The sequence below is a fragment of the Asticcacaulis sp. genome, assembly GCF_051956075.1.
Lineage (GTDB): Bacteria > Pseudomonadota > Alphaproteobacteria > Caulobacterales > Caulobacteraceae > Asticcacaulis.
This window is the reverse complement of sequence record NZ_JBQCGA010000047.1, coordinates 82,808-102,756: the sequence shown is the minus strand read 5'-3', so window position 1 is coordinate 102,756 and position 19,949 is coordinate 82,808. Positions and strand designations below refer to the sequence as shown.

Below are 19,949 nucleotides of genomic sequence, written 5' to 3'. Positions count from 1 at the left end.
TGGCCGGTGATGAAGGTGACGCTCTGGGCGTGGTCGCGATGGGTCAGCGGCACGCCCGCCGAGGCCGCGCAGCCGAGCGCCGCCGTAATGCCGGGCACGATATGCACTTCGATCCCGGCGGCGCGCAGGGCTTCGACCTCCTCGCCGCCACGGCCGAAGACGAACGGATCGCCACCCTTGAGGCGCACGACGCGCTTGCCAAGGCGGGCCTGCTCCAGCAACAGGTCGTGAATCTGCTCCTGCGGCACGGAATGGTTGGAGCGTTGTTTGCCGACATAGAGCCGGTCGGCGTCGCGACGGGCCAGATCCATAATGCCGTCGCCGACCAGCCGGTCATAGACAATCACGTCGGCTTCCGAGAGAAGGCGCAGCGCCTTGAGAGTGAGAAGCTCCGGATCGCCGGGGCCTGCCCCGACCAGATGCACGACGCCTTTACGGGGCGCATGGCTTTCGACAGCCTGCAATGCCTGCACCACGGCTTCGTCAACACGGCCCGCGCGCGCCGTCTCTGCGGCGGGGGAGGCCAGCACCTGCTCCCAGACGCGGCGGCGCTCATCGACATTCGTGAAGCGTTCGCGCAAGGGCGCGCTTAAGGCTTCGGCGAAGTCCGCGACATGGGTTTCGGACGGCGGGATGGCGGCTTCGATGCGGCGGCGCGTCTCACGCGCCAGCACCGGCGCGGTTCCGCCCGAAGCGATGCCGATGCTCAAGGCGCCGCGATCGACGATGGCCGGGAAGTGGACGTCGCTGAGGTCGGGATAATCGACCACGTTCAGCACCGCGCGCGTCTGACGCGCAATGGCGGCGGCGCGCATCGCCAGGTCGCGATCCTCGAACGCCACCACAATCAGGGCGGCGTCGGCGAGGTCGGCGGCTTCGGGCCAGCGCTGCTCAACGGTTTCGCCACTCAGTCCGAACGGCGCATAGATGCTGAGTTCCGCAGGCGTGCGGCGCAAAAGGTTCAGCTTGCGCGTCAGCCACGCGCCTTCGCCGATCAGCGCGACGCGCTTACCCGTCAAGGGCAGGGAAAGGGGCAGGGCCAGCATGATGACAGCGACTCCGGGAGACCGAGGCTGCCTTTGTAAGCTTTCACCCGTGCATGGAAAAGCGATGCTTATTTGCAGGAAGGTTTAGATCAACTGACTCTAATGGCTGGCCCCGTCCCAGTGTTTGATCGTCAGGGCGTCGAGATCGACATCGGGCACGCAGCGCAGGTTGAGCGCGATGGTCGGCGTTCCGTCCGGGGCCGTGGCCTCGGCGTAAGGGGACACGCCGCAGTTTGCGCAGAAATGATGCTGGATGACGTGCTTATTGAAGGTGTAGGTCGAGACCTTGTCCTTCGGCGTGGTCAGGGTGAAGTCCGTCGCCGGAACAAAGGCCAGCAGAGAACCTTTGCGGCGGCAGATCGAGCAATTGCAGCTTAAGGCATGGTCGAACGCGCCCTCGACCTCAAAGGCGATGCCGCCGCAATGGCAGCTTCCGGTATGCAGCATGATGGGGCTCCTTTTTGCGACAGGACACGACGCCGCATGGTCAGATTGCGTCAGCAGAGCTAAAAGGTCGATTATGAGATCTGAACACGCCCTTGAAGCCCGCCGCAAAATCCGCGAAGACGCCGCCGCTATCGGCGTCGATGAGGAATTTATTTCAAATCTGGTCGATGAATTTTATGCGCGGGTGCGCGTCCATCCGCGGCTTGGGCCGGTGTTCGAGGCGGCGGTCGAGGACTGGCCGGAGCATCTGGCGAAACTCAAACTGTTCTGGCAATCGGTGGCGCTCAATGCGGGCGTCTATACCGGACGTCCGATGCAGGTGCATTTGCGCACGCCGGGCATCGAACCGGCGCATTTCGGCGAATGGCTGTACCTGTTCGAGCAGACCCTGCGCGATCTGGCCCCTGATGAGCGCGCGGTCGAATATTTCATGGTTCGGGCCAGCCGGATCGGCGAGAGCCTGAAACTGGGGCTGTATTACCGGCCTGAACAGGATTTGCGCGGCGCGCAAAAATAGACTAAGCTGACTTGACTAAGTTTAATAAGGTCGGTCATGTCCAGCGTCAATATTCACGAAGCCAAGACCCATTTGTCGCGTCTGCTCGATCAGGCGGCGAGGGGCGACGCCGTGGTCATCGCCAGAGCGGGCAAGCCGGTGGCGAAACTCACCGCTATCGATGCGTCGGTAACGCATAAACGCCTCGGATTCCTGAGCGGCGAACTGCGCGTGCCGGACGATTTCGACCGCATGAGCGAAGGCGAGATTTCCGGGCTGTTCGGTCTGTGAAGCTGCTGCTCGACACGCATCTGTTGTTATGGGCGGCGGGGATGCCGGAACGATTGCCGGTGGAAGCGGCGCGTTTGATCGAAGATGAGGCGAATACGCTTCTGTTCACCGCCGCCAGCCTGTGGGAAGTCGCGATCAAAAGCGGCTTGGGTCGTGACGATTTCCGCGTCGATGCGCGCCTGTTGCGGCGCGGCCTGCTCGACAACGGCTATGAGGAATTGCCGATCCTGTCGGCCCACGCGGTCATGGTGGATGCGCTGCCGGAGATACACAAAGACCCGTTCGACCGTATGCTGGTGGCGCAGGCGCAGCATGAGGGGATCACGCTGCTGACCTCAGATGCGACCGTGGCGCGCTATCCGGGGCCGGTAAGGTTGGTGTGAAATGATGGGGCGTGGGGGCAATTCCCTCACAAACCTGCATTTATTCACTAAAAAAACCTCCCCCTTAAAGGGCGAGGCTTTTTTAATGAACAGGAGAAGTCTTGGGGCCGACTGGCCCCAAACCCCACTATTTCACGCCCATCTTCTTTTGCAGTTCCGACGATGAGGTTGTGTACTGGAAGCGCAACTTCTTGTCCGGATAGACGTATTTAAACGCCTTCTGCGCCATCAGGGCGGCTTCGTGGAAGCCGGACAGGATCAGTTTCAGCTTACCCGGATAGTGGTTGATGTCGCCAATGGCGAAGATGCCCGGCGTCGAGGTTTCGAACTTCTCGGTATCGACCGGGATCAGGTTCTCATGCAGGTTCAGGCCGAATTCGGCCACCGGCCCCAGCTTCATGGTCAGGCCGAAGAAGGGCAGGAAGGCGTCGGCCTTCAGTTCCGATTCCACCCCATTGGCGTCCTCGATCAGCACGGCGTCAAGATAGTGCGAAGTCTCGCCCTTCAGCGCCGTGGCCTGGGCGATGACCAGGTCCATCTTGCCTTCCGCCACCAATTCGCGCATCTTGGCGACCGAATGCGGCGCGGCGCGGAAGTCGTCGCGGCGGTGGATCAGGGTGACTTTTTTCGCGATCGGTTGCAGGTTCAGCACCCAGTCGAGCGCGGAATCGCCGCCGCCGGAAATGACGATCTCCTTGTCGCGGAAAGCCTCCATCTTGCGCACGGCGTAATGCACGCCCTTGCCCGCGCCGAGGTTTTCAAAGCCGTCAATGCCGGGAATCGGCGGCTTTTTCGGCTGGAACGAACCGCCGCCCGCCGCGATGACGATGCACTTGGCGCGAATCACCGTCTGCTGGTCGGTGGTCAGCTCCCACAGGTCTTCGTCTTCGAGCTTGCGGATCGCCACGGCCATTTCGCCGAGATGGTATTTCGCGCCGAAAGGATGAATCTGCTCCAGCAGGCGATTGGTCAGGTCGTCGCCAGAAATGATCGGCCAGGCCGGAATGTCATAGATCGGCTTTTCGGGATAAAGCTCGGCGCACTGGCCGCCGACCTTGTCGAGAATATCGACCAGATGGCATTTGATGTCGAGCAGGCCCAGTTCGAACACGCTGAACAGGCCCACCGGCCCGGCGCCGATCACCACCACGTCGGTGGTCCAGGTCTGGCCTGCTTCCAGCGCCTCGACGTGGTGAAGGGGGTTGCCGTCGCTCATAATTGTCTCCAAATCCGTATCGGATAGTTTTCTTAAACTGAAAAGGGCTATAAAGAACGGCCCGGTTAAAAGGAAGGCCCTCAAGCAGCGAAGCGGTAGGGCAAACTAAGAGGCACTACAGATTATGTCACGCGACCGTCTGCCGCCCTTGTCCGCATTGCGCGTTTTCGAAGCCGCCGCCCGGCACGAAAGCTTCAAGCAGGCCGCCGAGGAGCTGTTCGTCACGCCCGGCGCGGTGTCGCAGCAGATTCGGCTGCTGGAAGAGCATGTCGGCGTTGAATTGTTCGTGCGCGACGGCCGCCGTGTGGTGCTGTCGGACGCGGGCAAGGCGTCGGCGCAAATCTTGCGCGAAGCCTTTGAGAAGATGTTCGAGGCTACGCGGCTGATGAAGGCGGGCGTGACCAAGGGCCGCGTCACCGTCTCCGCCGCGCCGAGCTTTGCCGCCAAGTGGCTGATGCCGCGCCTGCACGAGTTTAGCGACGCTAATCCGGACATCGACGTCTGGGTCAGCGCCGACATGGCCCCGGTCGATTTCGCGGTCACCGATATCGACCTGGCCGTGCGCTACGGCAACGGGCATTACCCCAACCTGCATGTCGAGCATCTGCTGGCCGAGGCGGTCGTGCCGGTGTGTTCGCCGCTTCTGTTCGAAGCCGCGCCGATCCGCAAACCCGCCGATCTGGAGCACCATGTCCTGCTGCATGATGTTGGCTTCGAGACCGATCCGTCCTGCCCGGACTGGGCGATGTGGCTGAAGGCGCACGGCGTTGACGGCGTGGACGCGACGCGTGGGCCGCGCTTCAACCAGTCGTCCATGGTGATCGAGGCGGCGGTGGCGGGCCGCGGCGTCGCCCTGGCCAAGCGCACCATCGCCGAGGCCGATCTGGCGGCCGGACGGCTCAAGGTTCTGTTCGACGAAAAGGACGCGCCGTTGCAATACGGCTATTATCTGGTCTGGCCGCAGACGCGCGAGCCGGGGCCGGGGCAGGTGCGCTTCATGGACTGGCTGCGCGCCGAGGCCGCCCAGACGGATGCGCCCGCCCGCACGGATGGCGAGCGCCCGGTCTTTGCAGCCATGGATATTTAAAATTTTTTTCGCGCTTGGGCCGCGCAGGCCTTCCTCGCATAAGCTCGGGCGCGTCGCTTCTATCAAAAGAAGATGAGGCGCGCTTGCCAAAACCAAAAGGTTTTGGAAATTCAGAAAATATGACGCCCTTTCGCGCATTAAGCGGCCATCCACGGCGGAGTCGGCAGGCCCTTGTCCTTCAGGAAGGCCGGGTTGAAGATCTTGGACGCATAGCGGTTGCCGTAGTCGCACAGGACGGTGACGATGGTTTTGCCCGGCCCCATATCTTTCGCCATCTTCATCGCGCCGACAATGTTCAGCGCCGCCGAGGTGCCAAGGCATAGGCCTTCGGTCTGGATCATCTCATAGAGAACCGGCAGCCATTCTTCATCGGCGACCTGATAGGCGCGGTCGATTGACAGGCCTTCGAGATTGGCGGTGATGCGGCCCTGACCGATGCCCTCGCTGATCGAGCCGCCTTCGGATTTCAGCTCGCCGGTGGTGTAATAGCTGTAGAGCGCCGCGCCGTAAGGGTCGGCCAGACCGATCTGCACGTCCGGGTTCTGCGACCTCAGATAGGCGGCGATCCCGGCCAGCGTGCCGCCGGAGCCGACCGCGCAGATAAAACCATCGACCTTGCCGCCGGTCTGCGCCCAGATTTCCGGGCCGGTGCCGTCGATATGCGCCTGACGATTGGCGACATTGTCGAACTGATTGGCCCATACAGCTCCCATCTCCTCCGCTAGTCGCCCGGAATAGCGCACATAGTTGTTGGGGTTGGAATAGGGGGCCGCATCGACCTCGATCAGTTCGGCGCCGAAGGCGCGGATCGCGTCTTTCTTTTCCTGCGCCTGGGTGCGCGGAATGACGATCACGCATTTATAGCCCAGCGCATTGGCGACCATAGCCAGTCCGATGCCGGTATTGCCCGCCGTGCCTTCGACAATGGTTCCGCCCGGCTTGAGCGCACCGGAGGCTTCGTGCGCGCGGATGATCCACAAGGCGGCGCGGTCCTTGATCGACTGGCCCGGATTGAGGAATTCGGCCTTGCCGTAAATCTCGCAGCCGGTCGCCTCCGAAGCGGTTTTCAGGCGGATCAGCGGCGTGTTGCCGATCAGGTCGGTGACGGATTGGGCGACAGGCATGAGGACATCCTTTGCAGGGGAGGGCTTTGCAGGGAAGGGCGGCAGCTTGCTAACAAATATGACGTCTGCAACCAAGCGATGGATTCTAATCGCGCGCTTTAGCGCTTCTTTGGCGCAGCATGAGGACGACTCGCTTGTCTTGGCGCCTGCGTTCCGCCTATAGCTGCGGCCAAGAGGAAAACGGGAGCCTTGGATGGCCGTCTTTACACAGGTGTCGCTGGAGGATGCGCGCGATTATTTGCGCGCCTACGACATCGGCGAGCTTGTGCATCTTGAAGGGATTGAGGAAGGCGTTTCCAACACCAATTTCAAGGTCGAGACGACGACGGGCCTTTACGCCCTGACCCTGTTCGAAGCGGCGACGCCGGTGGACGACTTGCCGTGGTTTATGGACTATACGCTGTATCTCGACCGGAAGGGCTATCCGGCGCCGGGGCCTGCGCTGAAGCGCGACGGGTCGAGCCTTGGCGAAATCAACGGCAAGCCTTGCGCGCTGATCAAGTGGCTGCCCGGACGCTGGCCGCGCAATCCCGATGAGCGCCATGCGGCCTCGGCGGGCGAATATCTGGCGAAGCTGCACCTGATCGGCGGCGATTTTGCGCAATATCGCGAAAATTCGATGGGGCCGCAGGTCTGGCCGCACCTGATCGCACGCTGCGAACCGAGGGCCGAGTCTTCGCCGCGTGCGCAGGCCATACTGGCGGAGTTTCGCGAGGAGCTGGATTTTCTGCAGGCGCGCTGGCCTGCTGATCTACCTTCCGGCGCCATCCATGCCGACTATTTCACTGACAATGTGCTGATGAATGATGACGGTCAGGTCACCGGCGTGATCGACTATTATTACGCCTGCACCGATTTTTTCGCCTATGATCTGGCCGTGGCGCTCAATGCCTGGGGGTTCACGCCGGGCGGGCAGGCGCAACCGTCGATGATCGCCGCTTTCGTCAACGCCTATCACGCAACGCGACCCTTATCGGACGCCGAGATCGCCGCCTTGCCCCTGTTCGCGCGCGGCTCGGCGGTGCGCTTCACCTTGACTCGGCTCTATGACCTCTTGAATCATGACCCAAGCTGGGTGGTGAAGCCGAAAGACCCCGAAGCCTTTTATCGGCGGCTCGACTATCATCGCGGCATTACGGATGGGCGCGCCTATTTCGGTTAGACAAAGCAAAAACTTAGAGCGCCGATCTGATTTCATCAGATCGAAAGGCGCTCTAAATATCCGGGGTCAGTTGGCCGCCGCCGGGCAGGGGCCAGGTCTTGTGGTCGAGCCACGGATTGCGGTGGGGATCGTAATAGAGGGTGTGGCCGCCGGAGCGGATATTCTTGATGGCGTCCGGCGCATCGAGGCCGGTGACGACCAGCTTGCCGACATGCGCATCGTCGTTGAGCGTCCAGTCGCTGCCCGCATCGAGCGTGACATCGGTATTGGCGGTGGTCTTGCCGGTCAGATGCGATTGATCCAGCAGCGAGACGCGGATGCTGGAGATGGCGTCGGTGCTGAAATCGCCGCTGACGGTTTCGCCATGCAGCTCCAGATCGGCGTCGCCGCCATTGCGGCCCAGACTGCCGGTCTGCCCGGCGGCGGATTTGAGGATCACGCCGGAGCCGCTTTGCAGCGCTACGCCGGTCAGGACGATGTGGGCGTGGGCGTTGCTGACCGCCAGGGCGGCGCGCTCGCCGCGCAAGGATCCGCCGGTGACGGCAATGTCCGCGCCACGCTGCTGGGCGGGCGTCGCGAGCAGGCTGGTGACCGGCCTGACCTTGCCGGAGTCGGGATCGTCGCCGCTGTCATAATCGCCGCCGGGCATTGGGCCCGCCATAGAGCCCGCCATGGAGCCCGTCATGGCTCCCGCCATGCGTGGCCCGGCCATCGGCTCCTGCGGGCCGCCGGGACGCGCGCCCTGTGCGCCGCCGGTGACGGAGATGGCGTAGCCGTCGGCCTGCAGGGCGGGATTTTGCAGGCTCACGCGGTGGGGGCCGATCACGGCCAGTCCGTCGTCGCGCTCGGCCTCGCCTTTGACGTTGCTCACATTCATATCGCCTTCGGCCAGCAGCAGCGGCGATTCCGACGCCGCCGTGTGCAGGGTCAGGTCGGACAGGGTCATGGGCTGGGCGCGACGGCTGGCGATGGCGGGGGCGTTGTCGCCCATTGTGCTGACCGTCAGGCCCGAGCCGTCAAACGCTGCGCCGTCGACTGCATCGACGCCGTGGGCGTTGCTGGCGGTGGTGGCGATGGCGACGTTGTGCAGACTGAGTTTCGCGCCCGGCCCGGCGGCATAGGCGGCGTTGGCGCCGAGGCCGGACGTGGCGATCTTGCCGCCGGTCATGTCGGCCTGACCGCCCTGATTGATCAGCAGGGCGGAATCGAGGCCGCTGCCGCGGCTGTCGTCGATCAGCGACACCGGACCGCTGGTGCTGAGACTGACGTTTTTCAACGTCAGGGCGCCGCCGCGGCTGATGAAGATGGCGGAGACGTCGGGCTTGTCGCTGGTTATGGTTCCGCCTTCGGCGTTCTTGCTCTGACCGAAGATATTGACCACGCCGGTCAGACGCATGGCGACGGGCAGTTGCTGCGGGACGGGTCGGTTGGGTCCGGCGGGCGCTTCGCCCTTGCCGCCAGGTTGTTCGCCGCCGCGCCCGCCGCCGCGATGACCGCCGCCCTTGCCTCCTCCCATCTGGCCTCCTCCCATCTGGCCTCCTCCCCTCTGGCCGCCCATGCCTCCGCCCATGCCGTCATCCATGCCGCCGCCCATCTGGGCGAAGGCGGGCGCGGCGATCAGCGCCAGAGCGGCGCAGGCGAGGAACAGAGATTGGCGCATGGACAAAGCCTCCCGAAATCCGTCTTCGGACTAACAGCCGATCCGGGCGAGACTATGCGGAAAATATTGCAGGTATGAAACCGCGCACCGCCGTCAGGCTGTCGGAAAGCGCAGCACGGCCTTGAGCGCCTCGCCCTCGCGCGTCGCCACGCCGAACTCGCCGCCCATGGCCTGCGCGGTCAGACGCACGATTGGCCAGCCGAGACCGGCGCCGTCATGACTGCGGTTCAGCACCTGTCCGCCCTGCTCGAAGGGCTGCATCAGTCGCTCGACTTTCTCGGGCGCGGGCGCCGGACCGCGATTATAGACGCTGATCAGCACATGACGGTTTTCGCGTCTGGCGGCGATTTCGACCGCATCGCCCGCAGAGGTGAAGTCGATGGCGTTGCCGATCAGATGGTCGAGACAGGTCAAAAGTCCCTTGGGATCGAAGACGGCGGACAGGGGGTCTTTGTCGGGCGCTTCAGGCGGACGCAATCGAAGCTCCACCTGTCGCGCGGCGGCGGCTTCGCGGCGGCGGGCGATGGCCTCTTCCAGCCACGGCTGCACGGTTTCGGGCGCGGGCGAAAAGCCGCCGCCGCCTTCCAGCCGGATCAATTCCAGCACGTTGTTGAACAGATGCAGAAGCCGCGAGCCGCTGTCGCGGATAATGCCTGCATATTCGACATATTCGGGTGAGCCGAGCGGGCCGTAGAGCTGGCCGTGCAGGATGTCGGCGAAGCCGATAATGCTGTTGAGCGGCGTGCGCAATTCGTGGCTGACCATGCGCAGAAAGGCGCGTCGCGCGGCGTCGCCGTCATGCGTCGTCGGGTGAGGAATCCAGTTTTTTGCGCCGACGTCATCGCTGACATCGGCGTCCCGCCGCTGGAGAAAGGTCATACACAACTACCCTGAAAGGGCGTATAGGAGCCGGTCGCGCTCGCCCTTTGCGCGCCCATCTTACAAGGCCGGTCTTAAACTTGCCTTACCCGGCATGTTTTTCGACTCGCTTACGGCGCGAGACTCTTCGTATTCTGGCCGCAAACCGATAAAATCGCTTCGGTTGGCGCGCTTGTGCGCCTGAAAGGACTAATGTGCTGAACGAGACGCGCTGGCTGCACAGTGTAAAGGCGGGCGAGCCTGGCGGCGGCCTGCGCTTTGGCGCTCTGGCCTGGCATTTCGGCTGGGCGGCCTGCAACCTGCTGGGCATGGTGGGGCTGATGCTGGCGCGCGCGGCCCCGCCCGCCGTCACGGCGCTGCTGGTCATGGCGATTCCGGGCGCGGCCTGCGTGCTGCTGTTGTGGCGCGATACGCGGGTGACGCGCCGAGTGTTGATCACGATCTGGGCGATATGCGCCGCGCTCGCCGCCGCCCTGACAGGCGGCATCAGCGGCCCTCTGGCGGTCTGCGTGGCGGCGCCTCTGCTGGCGGCGGTGGTGCTGAATCAGCGCACCCTGATTTCGGTCGGCGCCTCTCTGGCCTTCGTCGTCGCCCTGTTGAGCGGATTTATCAGCCTGTGGAGCGGCGAGGTCGCCTTTACGCACAATGAGCGGCTGAGCCTGTCGGCGATTGCGGTTTTCCTGACCGTCATCGGCCTCGGCGTCGCGCTTTTGCCCGCCTTGCGTCTGCGCGCCGGACGGGCGGCGGAGGCTGAGGGCGCGCGCGAACGTCTGTTTCACATGCTGACCGAGCAACCGGCGCTGATCGTTTGTCTCGATGCGGGCGGTCGGCTTCTGGCCGGTTATGGCGAAGCGCCGTCGGGCGTCGATCTGCGTCTGATGATGCAGATGGGCGTCGCCGCCGCCGCGCATGTCCCTGACCGGCTGGGCGTGCGCGAGGCGCTGGAGACGGCGGCGCGCGACGGTCGCGCCGACATCGGCTTCACGCCGCACGCCGCGCTCGATCACTATGTCGCGCTCAGCCTGCGCAAGGGCGCGGACGGACGGCTTTACGGCGTGCTGCGCGACGCATCCTTGCAACACGCGCACGAGGCGGCGCTGGAGACGGCGCGCGCCGAGGCCGAGGCGATGAATGCGGGCAAGACGCAATTCGTCGCCAGCATGAGCCACGAATTGCGCACGCCGCTCAATGCGGTGATCGGCTTTTCCGACATCATGCGCCAGAGGCTGTTCGGCGATCTGCCGCCAAAATACGCCGAATATGCGCAACTGATCTGGGAGTCGGGCCAGCATGTGCTGGACCTGATCAACGACATTCTCGACATGTCCAAGATCGAGGCGCAGAAATACGAGATGACGCTGGAAAGCTTCGACGCGCGCGATCCGGTGTCGCAAAGCCTGCGCGTGGTGCGCGGTCAGGCGCACGACAAGGGCGTCGAACTGACCGCTCACTTGCCGACGACGGCGCTCAATGTCCATTCCGACCGCCGCGCGATCAAGCAGATATGTCTGAACCTTCTGTCCAACGCCATCAAGTTCACGCCGCGCGGCGGCAAGGTGACGCTGGACATGACCAGCGAGGCGGACGCTTTTGTCCTGATCATCCGCGACACCGGCATCGGCATCGGGCCAGAGGATTTGAGCCGTCTCGGCCAGCCCTATGAGCAGGTCGGATCGTCCGAGCAGCGCGCCCAGGGCACCGGGCTTGGCCTGTCCATCGTCAAGGCGATGACGCACATGCTGGGCGGAACGATGCGCATCGACTCGACGCCGGGCGAAGGGGCGTGCGTGACGGTCAGCCTGCCGCTGGGCGTCGCGGACGCGGACCCCGACCAGCCGTCCCTGCCGCTGAGCGGGATAGAGCCGTCCTCGGCGGCGATGGAATCGCTGGAGGCGTTTGCGCGCGCCGCCATGCACCCGGCCTATCGCCCGCTGGAGGACATCCACCACACGCCGGGCAATGTCAGCAGTTTCGGCGACTTCGTGATCCGGCCGCCGAAAAGCTGATCAGCCGGCTGTGTTGCGCTGATTGTGCGTATAGGGCTGTGGCAGGGTGACGTACATCAGGCCGCTGATGAAGTCGCCGACCTCGAAACGCACATAGCGCGGGCCGGAATCGAAATCGAATTCGATCACCATATCCTCGCGCGGATCGAGGCGCGCAATGGCGGGCCAGGCCTGACTGGGGAAGTCGAAGCGTGTGGCGGCCTGCGTCTGAGCGGTCCCGATATAGTCGCCGGTCAGGCTGAAACCGGCGCCGTTGGTCTGGACCGAGGGGCGCAGCACCGCGCTGACCGCTTGCGCATCGCGCGCCATGAAGCCGAGCGAGGCGGCGCCGAAGCCAGGCGGCGGCAGGGCGGTGACCGCGTTCGGATTGCTGAGGATCACGCCTTCGCCGACCAGATCGGCGTTGCGCAGCAAGAGCCGCGCAGCATAGGGTTTGGCGCCGTCGTGGAAATTCGCCATGACGGCGAAACGCGGCGCGTTCAGGCCGCCATAAATGCCGAAGGCGAGATCGGCGGCGGGCAGGTTCTGATATTGCACGAGCCGCCATCTGGCGTCGTCGCCGTAAGCGCGGTCGGCGCGCCACGATGCGTGTAAACCTGGCAGGTCGAGACTCGTCTGGACGATGAAGCGGCGATAGGCGGCGGCGGCGTCATCGAAAGCGCCGGTCAGTTTCGGCGCGTCGCAGGCGACGCTTGCGGCGGCGTCGCGGGCGCGTTGCAGCCACGGGGCGAGGTCGCTCATGCTGTGACCTGAACGCAAGGCGGCGTTGCGCGCCTGCAAATACCCGGCTTTGAGCGCCATGGCGGCGTCGTCGGGCAGGGCGCGGCAGCGGTCATTGGCTAAAGCGAGGAAGTAGCGGTTCAGGGTCGTCGCGGTCACGGCGTCGGTCGCGTCGGCGGCGGTCCCCAGCGGCGCCAGCAACGCCCAGCCGCAGGTCACGGCGGCGGCGAAGACGCACAGCGCCTTTTTCATTGCGCCTTTTTTGCTGTAGGAAGACCCGTTCATGACGCGCAGCCTAACCGAACAGGCTTAGGTTCCCGTTGCCAAACAAGGTTAAGCGAATGTTGCTGCACGCCGATCTGTGGGTTTCGGCCCTGTTGCGCCGGGCGGATATGGCCGGGGGCTTCGGCTATATTGTCAGGCGCGGCGATGCGTCGCACGGTTCGGCCCTGATCAAGGTGGTGAATCTGCGCTCGCGCGAGGCCTATCTGTTGCGCGAGGCGACGCAGGGCGATGAAACGGTGTGGATCCGCCCGACGCAAAGCCGCGACGAGGCCGAGTTGAACGCCTATATCGACAAACAGCTGCGCTTCGACCCCGATCTGTGGGTGGTCGAGATTGAGGACGCGCACGGGCGTCACTTCCTGACCGAAAAGGTCGAGGGCGCGCCGGACGACGGCGCCGAATTAAGGTGAACGCGGCGTTCACCCTGTTCCTCAACGGAAACACAAAACCTTTCGGTTAGGGTGAGCTTCACCGCGTAAACGACCGACAGGTAGCCAGTTTGTATTTTCTTCTCAATGACATCGTCCTAAGCCTTGAACCCGGCAGCATGGCGCATCCGCTGGAGGAGGACCGTTTTTCGGCTCTCAGCGCGGACTATATCGCCCAGCTCGGCAAAGAGATGTTTGCGGAAAATCCCAATGCGCACCGGCTGAACGCCGAACGCGCGCGCCGTCTGGCCTATCTGATTCAGCTCAAAATGCCGCGCATCAACGCCGCCAGCTTCATGGCGACCGGAGACGGCGTTCCTGAGCATGTCGACGCCGAATTCAAATCGCTGAACGAACTGGCCATGGGCGCCATGTACGAGCAGCAGATGCGCGGTCAGCTCGACGCGCGCAAGGTGGATTATGAGGTCTGGCGCCGTATGGCGGCTTAGAGCGTTTCCCCAAAAAGTGGTTCCACTTTTTGGACAAGGAAGAGCGACACAACCAAAGACTGAGAGCGCCTTTTGATCTGATGCAATCAGGTCGAAAAGCGCTCTAAGCGGCGATGGGCAGCCGACGATGACTTAAAGCGAACACCATCAGCGCCAGCAGCGGCGGCAGGCCGCCCGCCAGGGCGATGAAGCCCCAGCCGCCTGCGCCGTACAGGCTGGAGGCGAAGGCCGAACCGACGGCGCCGCCGAGAAAGATGCCGGTCATATAGACGCCGTTCAGGCGGGCGCGGCTGTGCGGGTCGAGGCCGTAAATCTCGCGCTGGCCTTGCACCATATTGGTCTGGACGCAGAAGTCGAGCACCACCCCAAGCAGGGCCAGACTGACGACGCCGCGCGCCGCCGGAAGCAGGGTGATCAGCATGGCCGCCGCCGCGCAGGCCAGGGCCGCAAACGTCGTCTTGACCGTATGGCCCGCATCGGCCAGCCGTCCGCTGAGCGGCGCCGCCGCCGCGCCTGTGGCCCCGACCAGGGCGAACAGGGCGATCTGTGACTGCGTCAGATGGTAATGGCGCGCCAGCTCCAGCGGCGCGGCGGTCCAGAACAGCGAAAAGGCGCAGAACATGCAGGCCTGATAGAGAGAGCGGCGGCGCAGGGCCGGAAAGCGCAGCCACAGCTCGCCCAGCGACCGGATCAAGGCCGGATAGGCGGCGGCGTGATCGGGCTTACGGTGCGGCAGGACGAGCGCCATCAGCCCCATCATCGCCGCCATAAAGGCCGCCGCCGTGAAAAACACCGCGCGCCAGCCGAAATGATCGGCGATCAGGCTGGACAGCGGGCGCGACAGCAAGATGCCCAGAACCAGACCGCCCATAATATTACCGACGATGCGGCCGCGATTATGGTCGTCCGCCATGTGCGCCGCCAGCGGGATCAGCACCTGCACGGAGACTGTGGCCACGCCGATCAGCAGCGAGACGATCAGAAAGACGCCGCCGGTATGGCTCAGGGCCGCCGCCAGCAGGCTTAGCAGCGACGCCGCCAGAAGAATCAGGATCAGCCGCCGATTCTCCACGAGATCGGCCAGCGGCACGAGCAGGAACAGGCCCAGCGCATAGCCGATCTGGGTCAGCGACACGATCAGCGAGGCGGCGTGATCGGACAGATGCACATCCGGCGCGATCAGGTCGATGATCGGCTGGGCGTAATAGAGATTGGCGACGACGACCCCGCAGGCGATGGCGAACAGGCTGACGAGAGCGGGGGTGAGCTTATGGGACATGGCGCGCTTCCAATGGAACGCCACAGATAGGGCGATGTTCGCACCTGCACAAGTCTTTGTGAGGCCGGTGTTACTTTACGTGAACGTAAATTTTAGGCACGTAAATTGAATTGGCTTTTATCGCGGATGCGCTACGCTAAGGGTTATGAACCTGAAAATCACCTTGCCGCACTATCCGACGCGCTGGGCGCGCCATGCCGACCTGATCGTGCATATTGTCGGGCTGGCCTTTGCGCTGTTCGGCGGCGGCGTGGCGCTGGGGCTGGCGGTCAGTCACGGCCTGATCGGCAAGGTGGCGGCGGTGATCGTCTATGCGGTCGGCATGACCGCCATGCTGGCCTTTTCAGCGGCCTATAATTTCGCCCGGCCCGACTGGCGGCCTTTCCTGCGGCGGCTCGATCATGCCGGGATTTTCCTGATGATCGCGGCCAGCTATACGCCGTTCACGACCCAGGCCCTGAGCGGCGGCTGGGCGTGGGGCATGAGCATTGCGGTCTGGGTCGCGGCGGGGCTGGGCATACTGATCAAGCTGCTGCTGCCGGGCCGGTATTCGCAATCGGGCTGGGGACGGGCCCTGTCGATCGGGCTTTATCTGGCGCTCGGCTGGGTCGTGGTGGTGGCGCTGAAGCCGCTGATCGACGCTTTGCCGCCTGCGGCGATGATCCTGCTGGCTTTGGGCGGCGTGGTCTATTCGGTCGGCACCATCTTTTACGCCATGAAGCGCCTGACCTTCCGCCGCGCCATCTGGCACGGCCATGTCATTACCGGCGCGGTGCTGCAATATGTGGCGGTGCTGGTCGGCGTGGTGTTGACCGCAGCGAAGTAAATTATGCGGCGTGGCCGTCGGCCCTTCTCAGGCGCCAGAAGCGGATCGTGCGTTGCGCGGTGTCGAGCGGCAGATCCTGATACAGCTTGCCGTATTCGGCGGCCCGGCCCATCGCGTTTTCCGAATCCGACAGCATGATCATGGCGCAGGTCAGGAACAGCGCCTTGTCGAGCCCGGCGGCCTTGCAGGCGATGGCCAGGGCGTCGACCTCCTTGCGATCGACGACGTGCTTGGCGGTCAGATAGTCGATATCGGCCATCTGGGCCAAAGCGACCAGGAACCAGGTCGGGTTCGGATCGCGCATATATTTGGCCAGCAGAGACGGGCTCAGCTTTTCGTTATGGCGCAAGGTCTCGACCTCGGCCCAGATGCGCTCATAGTCCTCCGGGAAGCTGCCGTAGGCGACGGCGACCTGATTGCGGCCTTTCGACAGGGCGCTGTCGATCACCGACGGATCGAGTTTGGCGTTTTCGGCCAGGATGCGTTCGCGCAGACGGGCCTCAACGACGAAATACATGTCGTTCATCAGGTCGGGCGGCAGGTCGGCGCGGTTGACCACCACCTCATGCAGGTCAGGATTGGCCTGGGCGCGTTGCACCACGGCCTCGGACGAGGCGCGCGACAGGCGGGCGCCGTCATTGGACAGAAGCGTATGCAGGGTCGTGTCGTCGCCGCGCTTGACGATGACGCCGGACACGCTTTCCGGCACCTCCTCGCGGCGCGATACGGCGCGCAGATGGTCCTGGCCTTGCGTCGAGACGATATGCACCAGATCGCTTTCGCTCAAAGCCTTGGAGCGCGTCAGGATCGGTTCGGCGACCTCGATCTCGTCCGAGGCCAGCTTGCGCAGCAGGCCCAGCGGCGCCGCCTTGGCCGAGGCGATCGTGTTGGCGATTTCGGCGCGCACCGCCGTCTCCATATCAGTGGAGAGTTGGCTCATGACGGTGTCGTAGAGCGCCATTTCCTGTTCGTTGACCGTGTCCGGGTGCGTCATGAACACGTCGGTCACCTTGCGCAGCAGTTCGCGGCGCTTGGCGCTCGACGGCTCCTTGGCCAGGTCGATCAGGTCGGTCAGGGTCGAGGTCTGCACGCGGGACATGCTTTCTGCCTTAGTCGGTGGCCTTCTGGCCGTTGGCTGCGGTGGAATTGTCGTCTGGAGTATCGGTATTGGCGTCTTTGCCGCCGTCCGGGGTCACGGTCAGCAGGGCGCCGGTGGCGTTGTCGTCGACGGTAATCGGGTCGGGCTTATAGCCATATTCGCGGTGAAGGCTGTAAAAGCGCGGCGCTTCGGAGGCGTCGGTATAGTGTTCACCGGGGATGAAGACGTGGTCGGTTTCCTGCGAGGCCAACGAGGCTGACGGCGCGGGGACGGTGGTGGTATGGCTGGTCGCAGCGGTCGCTGAAGCCTTTGCGGGCGCGGTTTTGGCGTTCAGGTCGGGCTTCTGCGGCGTGGCGTCGGCGGGCGGCGCGCTGACCGGCTGCATGGCGACGACCTGCGCCTGCTGCTGCGCGGCGGCGGCTCTGGCGGCGGCGATGCGCGCGGCGTAAGGGCTGTTGGACGGAACCTGAAAGCCGCTGTCGTACATGTCGGTGGCGGCGTTGGCGTCGTATTGCGGCTGTTCCGGTTTTGGCGCTGGCGTTGGCATTGGCGGCGCTTTCACAGGCGCAGGCGGAGTCGGTTTGGCGGCGGCGGTCTGGACCGGCGGTTGCGGTTTTGGCGCGGCGACGACCGGACGCGGCGCAGGCGCTGCGGCGGGCGGCGTCAGGTCGGGGTCGTCGGCCATGCCGGGGTCGGGATAGGCTTGCAGAGAAGGGGTTTGCTGCGGCGGGGCCGTCGGAACCGAGGCGATTTTCGCGGCGGACGGCTTGGTTGCAGCTGGCGGCGCGGCGGGTTGCGCAGGCGCGGTCTGCGGTTGGTTTTTACCGGGCCATTGCAGGGTGCGCACGAAGGGGTCGCCGACCTGACCATAGGGAGACGGCGGCACGGGATAGCTGGCGTCAGCGTTCGGCGCCGGGTAGGATTTTGCCGTGTCGGCCCTGGCGGCGGCGCAGGCGATCAGCGTCGCTGCGACGACAGCGGAGGCGTGAAAAAGCTTGGCTTTGGCGACGGGCGACATGGCTTCCGGCGGTCTTTCCAGTTGCAATGCGGCAAGTCTAAATCATGGGGTTTAAATTTTGCCTAATAAAGGCTTGCCGCAGTTTGCGACACTTTACAGGCTAAGGCTCTCGCGCTTTTCCTCCAGCTCTAGCCACTCCATTTCGCCGTTTTCGAGGTCGGCGCGCGTCTGTTCCAGCGCCTTCATGGTCGCGTCAAAGCGTTTCGGATCGCGGCTGTAAAGCGTGGCGTCGTCGAGGACGGCTTCGAGGCGTTTGATCTCGGCGGACCATTTCGGCATCAGCAGATTGAGGTCGTCGAGGCGCTTCTGATCCTTGTAACTGAGCTTTTTGGCAGGGGTTTTGGGAGCGGGCGCAGAAACGGGTTTTTCTGCGATTTTTTTGGCTTCTTTTTGCGAAATATCGGCGAAAAAGTCCGGATTTTGCCGAATGAAGTCCACCCACCCACCCGGCGTTTCGGCGGCATGGCCCCTGCCGTCCAATGCGAGGGTCGAGGTCGCCAGCCGGTCGATGAAATCGCGGTCGTGCGACACAAGTATCAGCGTGCCTTCGTAATCGGCCAGCATGTCTTCGAGCAGGTCGAGCGTATCCATGTCGAGATCGTTGGTCGGTTCGTCCAGCACCAGCAGATTGGTCGCCTTGGCCAGAGCCCGCGCCAGTTGCAGGCGGTTGCGCTCGCCGCCCGACAGCGATTTGACCGGCTGGCGCAACTGCTTTTCGCGGAACAGGAAGTCCTTGGCGTAAGCGGCGACGTGGCGCGGCTGACCGCGCACCAGAATGGAGTCCGAACCGGAATTGGCCAGCACGTCCCAAAGCGTCTCATCGCCCTTGAGCGCGTCGCGACCCTGATCGAGATAGGCGACGTCGAGATTGGTCCCCAGCCGGATGTCGCCGGAATCGGCCTGTGCCTGACCGATCAGCAGCTTCACCAGCGTCGATTTCCCCGCGCCGTTCGGGCCGACAATGGCCAGCCGGTCGCCGCGGATGATGCGCGTCGAGAAGTTTTTCAGGATGATCTTGTCGCCGAACGCCTTGGAGACGCCTTTCAGCTCGGCGACCAGCTTGCCGGAGGTTTGTCCGGCGTCGATGGTCATGTCCATCGGCCTGTCCATCGCCTTCATGCGTTCGGCGTGGTCGGCGCGCATGGCCCGCAGGCGCGCGGCGCGGCCTTCGTTGCGCGTGCGCTGCGCGGTGATCGAGCGGTAGAAGGTGTAGGTTTCGCGCTCGATGGCCTTTTCGAGACGGCGCAAGGATTCGGCGGTTTCGGCCTCGATCTTGGCCTGCCAGTCCTCGAACCCGACATAGCCTTCGTCGCGACGTAAAACACGACGGTCATAGAGCCAGAAGCAGGTTTTTGTCGTGCGCTCCAGGAAGGTGCGGTCGTGGCTGACGATCAGCGAGGCGCCCTTGAACGACCGCAACCGGTCTTCCAGCGTTTCGATGGCGAAGATGTCGAGGTGGTTGGTCGGTTCGTCGAGAAACAAAAGGTCGGGGTCTTCGGCGAACGCCTTGGCGAGCGCGGCGCGGCGCTTTTCGCCGCCGGACATGGAGGCGCAATGCGTTTCCGGGTCGATGCCGAAGGCGGCAAGTTCCGCGTCGGCGGTATAGGCTTCGACCCCGCCGGAGCAGACCCAGTCGCGCACCCTGGCGCCCGTCGGCTCCGGCTCCTGCAACACGAAGGCGAAGCGCAGGCCCTGCTGGACGTAGCGCTCGCCGGAATCGGGCTCGATCAGGCCGGACAACATGCGCATCAGGGTCGATTTGCCCGCGCCGTTGCGCCCGACCAGACAGGCGCGCATGCGCGGTTCCAGCGCAATATCGACGCCGTCGAACAGGGGTGTGGCGCCGTCCATCAGACGAACCGCCTTCAGGGCGAGCAGGGGAGCAGGAGCTTTGGCCATGCCGCGGATGTAGTGGCGCGAAGGCGGAATGGCAAAGGGTTTCTGCGGAAGGCTTTAGTAATGAGGTTAAGGGCGCGGTAGGTTTTAGCCCTAAGCGATCATTGACCACGCAATTTCGGTAGCCACGCATCCTCGAGTAGGTCAGCTTG

20 protein-coding genes are annotated in these 19,949 nt (G+C 64.0%); 9 read left to right on the top strand and 11 right to left on the bottom strand.

From position 1 onward, the window contains the following. The coding region (gene cysG, locus ACTHLA_RS12360) for a siroheme synthase CysG (RefSeq protein WP_440189546.1) at nucleotides 1-1,046 on the bottom strand (1,046 nt) is incomplete at its 3' end. A 99-nt stretch (nucleotides 1,047-1,145) separates the two neighbouring features. After that, complete coding sequence (locus tag ACTHLA_RS12355) at nucleotides 1,146-1,493, bottom strand: GFA family protein (protein WP_440189543.1); 348 nt, start codon at nucleotides 1,491-1,493, stop codon at nucleotides 1,146-1,148. Nucleotides 1,494-1,566: 73 nt separating this feature from the next. Between ACTHLA_RS12355 and ACTHLA_RS12350 the strand changes: the two genes are divergently transcribed. From ACTHLA_RS12350 to ACTHLA_RS12340, 3 genes are read left to right on the top strand one after another with little or no spacing between them, the layout of a single operon-like run. Next, a complete protein-coding gene (locus ACTHLA_RS12350) occupies nucleotides 1,567-2,010 on the top strand; it encodes a group III truncated hemoglobin (protein ID WP_440189541.1) in 444 nt (147 codons plus the stop codon). Between the two features lie 36 nt (nucleotides 2,011-2,046). Continuing rightward, the gene (locus tag ACTHLA_RS12345; RefSeq protein ID WP_440189538.1) at nucleotides 2,047-2,280 is read left to right on the top strand and encodes a type II toxin-antitoxin system Phd/YefM family antitoxin; all 234 of its coding nucleotides are present in this window, start codon (nucleotides 2,047-2,049) and stop codon (nucleotides 2,278-2,280) included. Further along, the gene (locus ACTHLA_RS12340; RefSeq protein ID WP_440189535.1) at nucleotides 2,277-2,663 is read left to right on the top strand and encodes a type II toxin-antitoxin system VapC family toxin; all 387 of its coding nucleotides are present in this window, start codon (nucleotides 2,277-2,279) and stop codon (nucleotides 2,661-2,663) included. Before ACTHLA_RS12345 ends, ACTHLA_RS12340 begins: the two co-directional genes overlap by 4 nt. 127 nt (nucleotides 2,664-2,790) lie before the next feature. On the opposite strand, the gene ACTHLA_RS12335 is transcribed toward ACTHLA_RS12340, so the two are convergent. Next, complete coding sequence (locus tag ACTHLA_RS12335) at nucleotides 2,791-3,879, bottom strand: NAD(P)/FAD-dependent oxidoreductase (RefSeq protein ID WP_440189532.1); 1,089 nt, start codon at nucleotides 3,877-3,879, stop codon at nucleotides 2,791-2,793. Nucleotides 3,880-4,003: 124 nt separating this feature from the next. Here ACTHLA_RS12335 and gcvA point away from each other — a divergent pair, with 124 nt between their 5' ends. Further along, nucleotides 4,004-4,966 (top strand): transcriptional regulator GcvA, encoded by a 963-nt coding sequence (gcvA, locus tag ACTHLA_RS12330; RefSeq protein ID WP_440189529.1) that lies wholly within the window; start codon nucleotides 4,004-4,006, stop codon nucleotides 4,964-4,966. A 137-nt stretch (nucleotides 4,967-5,103) separates the two neighbouring features. Here the strand turns inward: gcvA and ACTHLA_RS12325 are convergent, their stop codons facing one another. Continuing rightward, entirely contained in the window at nucleotides 5,104-6,090 is a 987-nt protein-coding gene (locus ACTHLA_RS12325; RefSeq protein WP_440189526.1) for a cysteine synthase A, read from the bottom strand. 193 nt (nucleotides 6,091-6,283) lie between these two features. Here ACTHLA_RS12325 and thrB point away from each other — a divergent pair, with 193 nt between their 5' ends. After that, nucleotides 6,284-7,252 carry a homoserine kinase gene (thrB, locus tag ACTHLA_RS12320; protein ID WP_440189523.1) on the top strand — a complete coding sequence of 323 codons (969 nt, stop codon included), beginning with the start codon at nucleotides 6,284-6,286 and terminating at the stop codon, nucleotides 7,250-7,252. A gap of 52 nt (nucleotides 7,253-7,304) precedes the next feature. Here the strand turns inward: thrB and ACTHLA_RS12315 are convergent, their stop codons facing one another. Both ACTHLA_RS12315 and ACTHLA_RS12310 read right to left on the bottom strand, forming a co-directional pair. After that, entirely contained in the window at nucleotides 7,305-8,912 is a 1,608-nt protein-coding gene (locus tag ACTHLA_RS12315; RefSeq protein ID WP_440189520.1) for a hypothetical protein, read from the bottom strand. A 93-nt stretch (nucleotides 8,913-9,005) separates the two neighbouring features. Continuing rightward, nucleotides 9,006-9,791, bottom strand: a complete 786-nt coding sequence (locus ACTHLA_RS12310; protein ID WP_440189518.1) for a sensor histidine kinase — start codon at nucleotides 9,789-9,791, stop codon at nucleotides 9,006-9,008. Nucleotides 9,792-9,985: 194 nt separating this feature from the next. Here ACTHLA_RS12310 and ACTHLA_RS12305 point away from each other — a divergent pair, with 194 nt between their 5' ends. After that, nucleotides 9,986-11,797 carry an ATP-binding protein gene (locus ACTHLA_RS12305; RefSeq protein WP_440189515.1) on the top strand — a complete coding sequence of 604 codons (1,812 nt, stop codon included), beginning with the start codon at nucleotides 9,986-9,988 and terminating at the stop codon, nucleotides 11,795-11,797. On the opposite strand, the gene ACTHLA_RS12300 is transcribed toward ACTHLA_RS12305, so the two are convergent. Then, the gene (locus ACTHLA_RS12300) at nucleotides 11,798-12,769 is read right to left on the bottom strand and encodes a hypothetical protein (RefSeq protein ID WP_440189512.1); all 972 of its coding nucleotides are present in this window, start codon (nucleotides 12,767-12,769) and stop codon (nucleotides 11,798-11,800) included. It abuts the gene before it with no gap. Between the two features lie 89 nt (nucleotides 12,770-12,858). On the opposite strand from ACTHLA_RS12300, the gene ACTHLA_RS12295 reads away from it, so the two are divergent. Both ACTHLA_RS12295 and ACTHLA_RS12290 read left to right on the top strand, forming a co-directional pair. Continuing rightward, the gene (locus tag ACTHLA_RS12295; RefSeq protein WP_440189509.1) at nucleotides 12,859-13,212 is read left to right on the top strand and encodes a DUF1491 family protein; all 354 of its coding nucleotides are present in this window, start codon (nucleotides 12,859-12,861) and stop codon (nucleotides 13,210-13,212) included. Nucleotides 13,213-13,301: 89 nt separating this feature from the next. After that, nucleotides 13,302-13,679: a hypothetical protein gene (locus tag ACTHLA_RS12290; RefSeq protein WP_440189506.1), complete on the top strand. Its 378-nt coding sequence runs from the start codon at nucleotides 13,302-13,304 to the stop codon at nucleotides 13,677-13,679. Nucleotides 13,680-13,782: 103 nt separating this feature from the next. Here the strand turns inward: ACTHLA_RS12290 and ACTHLA_RS12285 are convergent, their stop codons facing one another. Further along, entirely contained in the window at nucleotides 13,783-14,958 is a 1,176-nt protein-coding gene (locus tag ACTHLA_RS12285; RefSeq protein ID WP_440189503.1) for an MFS transporter, read from the bottom strand. A 145-nt stretch (nucleotides 14,959-15,103) separates the two neighbouring features. On the opposite strand from ACTHLA_RS12285, the gene trhA reads away from it, so the two are divergent. After that, nucleotides 15,104-15,784 (top strand): PAQR family membrane homeostasis protein TrhA, encoded by a 681-nt coding sequence (gene trhA / locus ACTHLA_RS12280; protein WP_440189500.1) that lies wholly within the window; start codon nucleotides 15,104-15,106, stop codon nucleotides 15,782-15,784. Between the two features lies 1 nt (nucleotide 15,785). Here trhA and ACTHLA_RS12275 read toward each other — a convergent pair whose 3' ends face one another. The 3 genes from ACTHLA_RS12275 to ACTHLA_RS12265 all read right to left on the bottom strand — a co-directional run bounded on the left by ACTHLA_RS12275 (nucleotide 15,786) and on the right by ACTHLA_RS12265 (nucleotide 19,800). Further along, on the bottom strand, nucleotides 15,786-16,883 hold the full coding sequence (locus ACTHLA_RS12275) for a DUF2336 domain-containing protein (RefSeq protein ID WP_440189497.1): 1,098 nt from the start codon (nucleotides 16,881-16,883) through the stop codon (nucleotides 15,786-15,788). Between the two features lie 10 nt (nucleotides 16,884-16,893). Beyond that, nucleotides 16,894-17,901: a hypothetical protein gene (locus tag ACTHLA_RS12270; protein WP_440189494.1), complete on the bottom strand. Its 1,008-nt coding sequence runs from the start codon at nucleotides 17,899-17,901 to the stop codon at nucleotides 16,894-16,896. A gap of 93 nt (nucleotides 17,902-17,994) precedes the next feature. Beyond that, nucleotides 17,995-19,800 carry an ABC-F family ATP-binding cassette domain-containing protein gene (locus ACTHLA_RS12265; RefSeq protein ID WP_440189491.1) on the bottom strand — a complete coding sequence of 602 codons (1,806 nt, stop codon included), beginning with the start codon at nucleotides 19,798-19,800 and terminating at the stop codon, nucleotides 17,995-17,997. Between the last annotated feature and the right edge of the window lie 149 nt (nucleotides 19,801-19,949).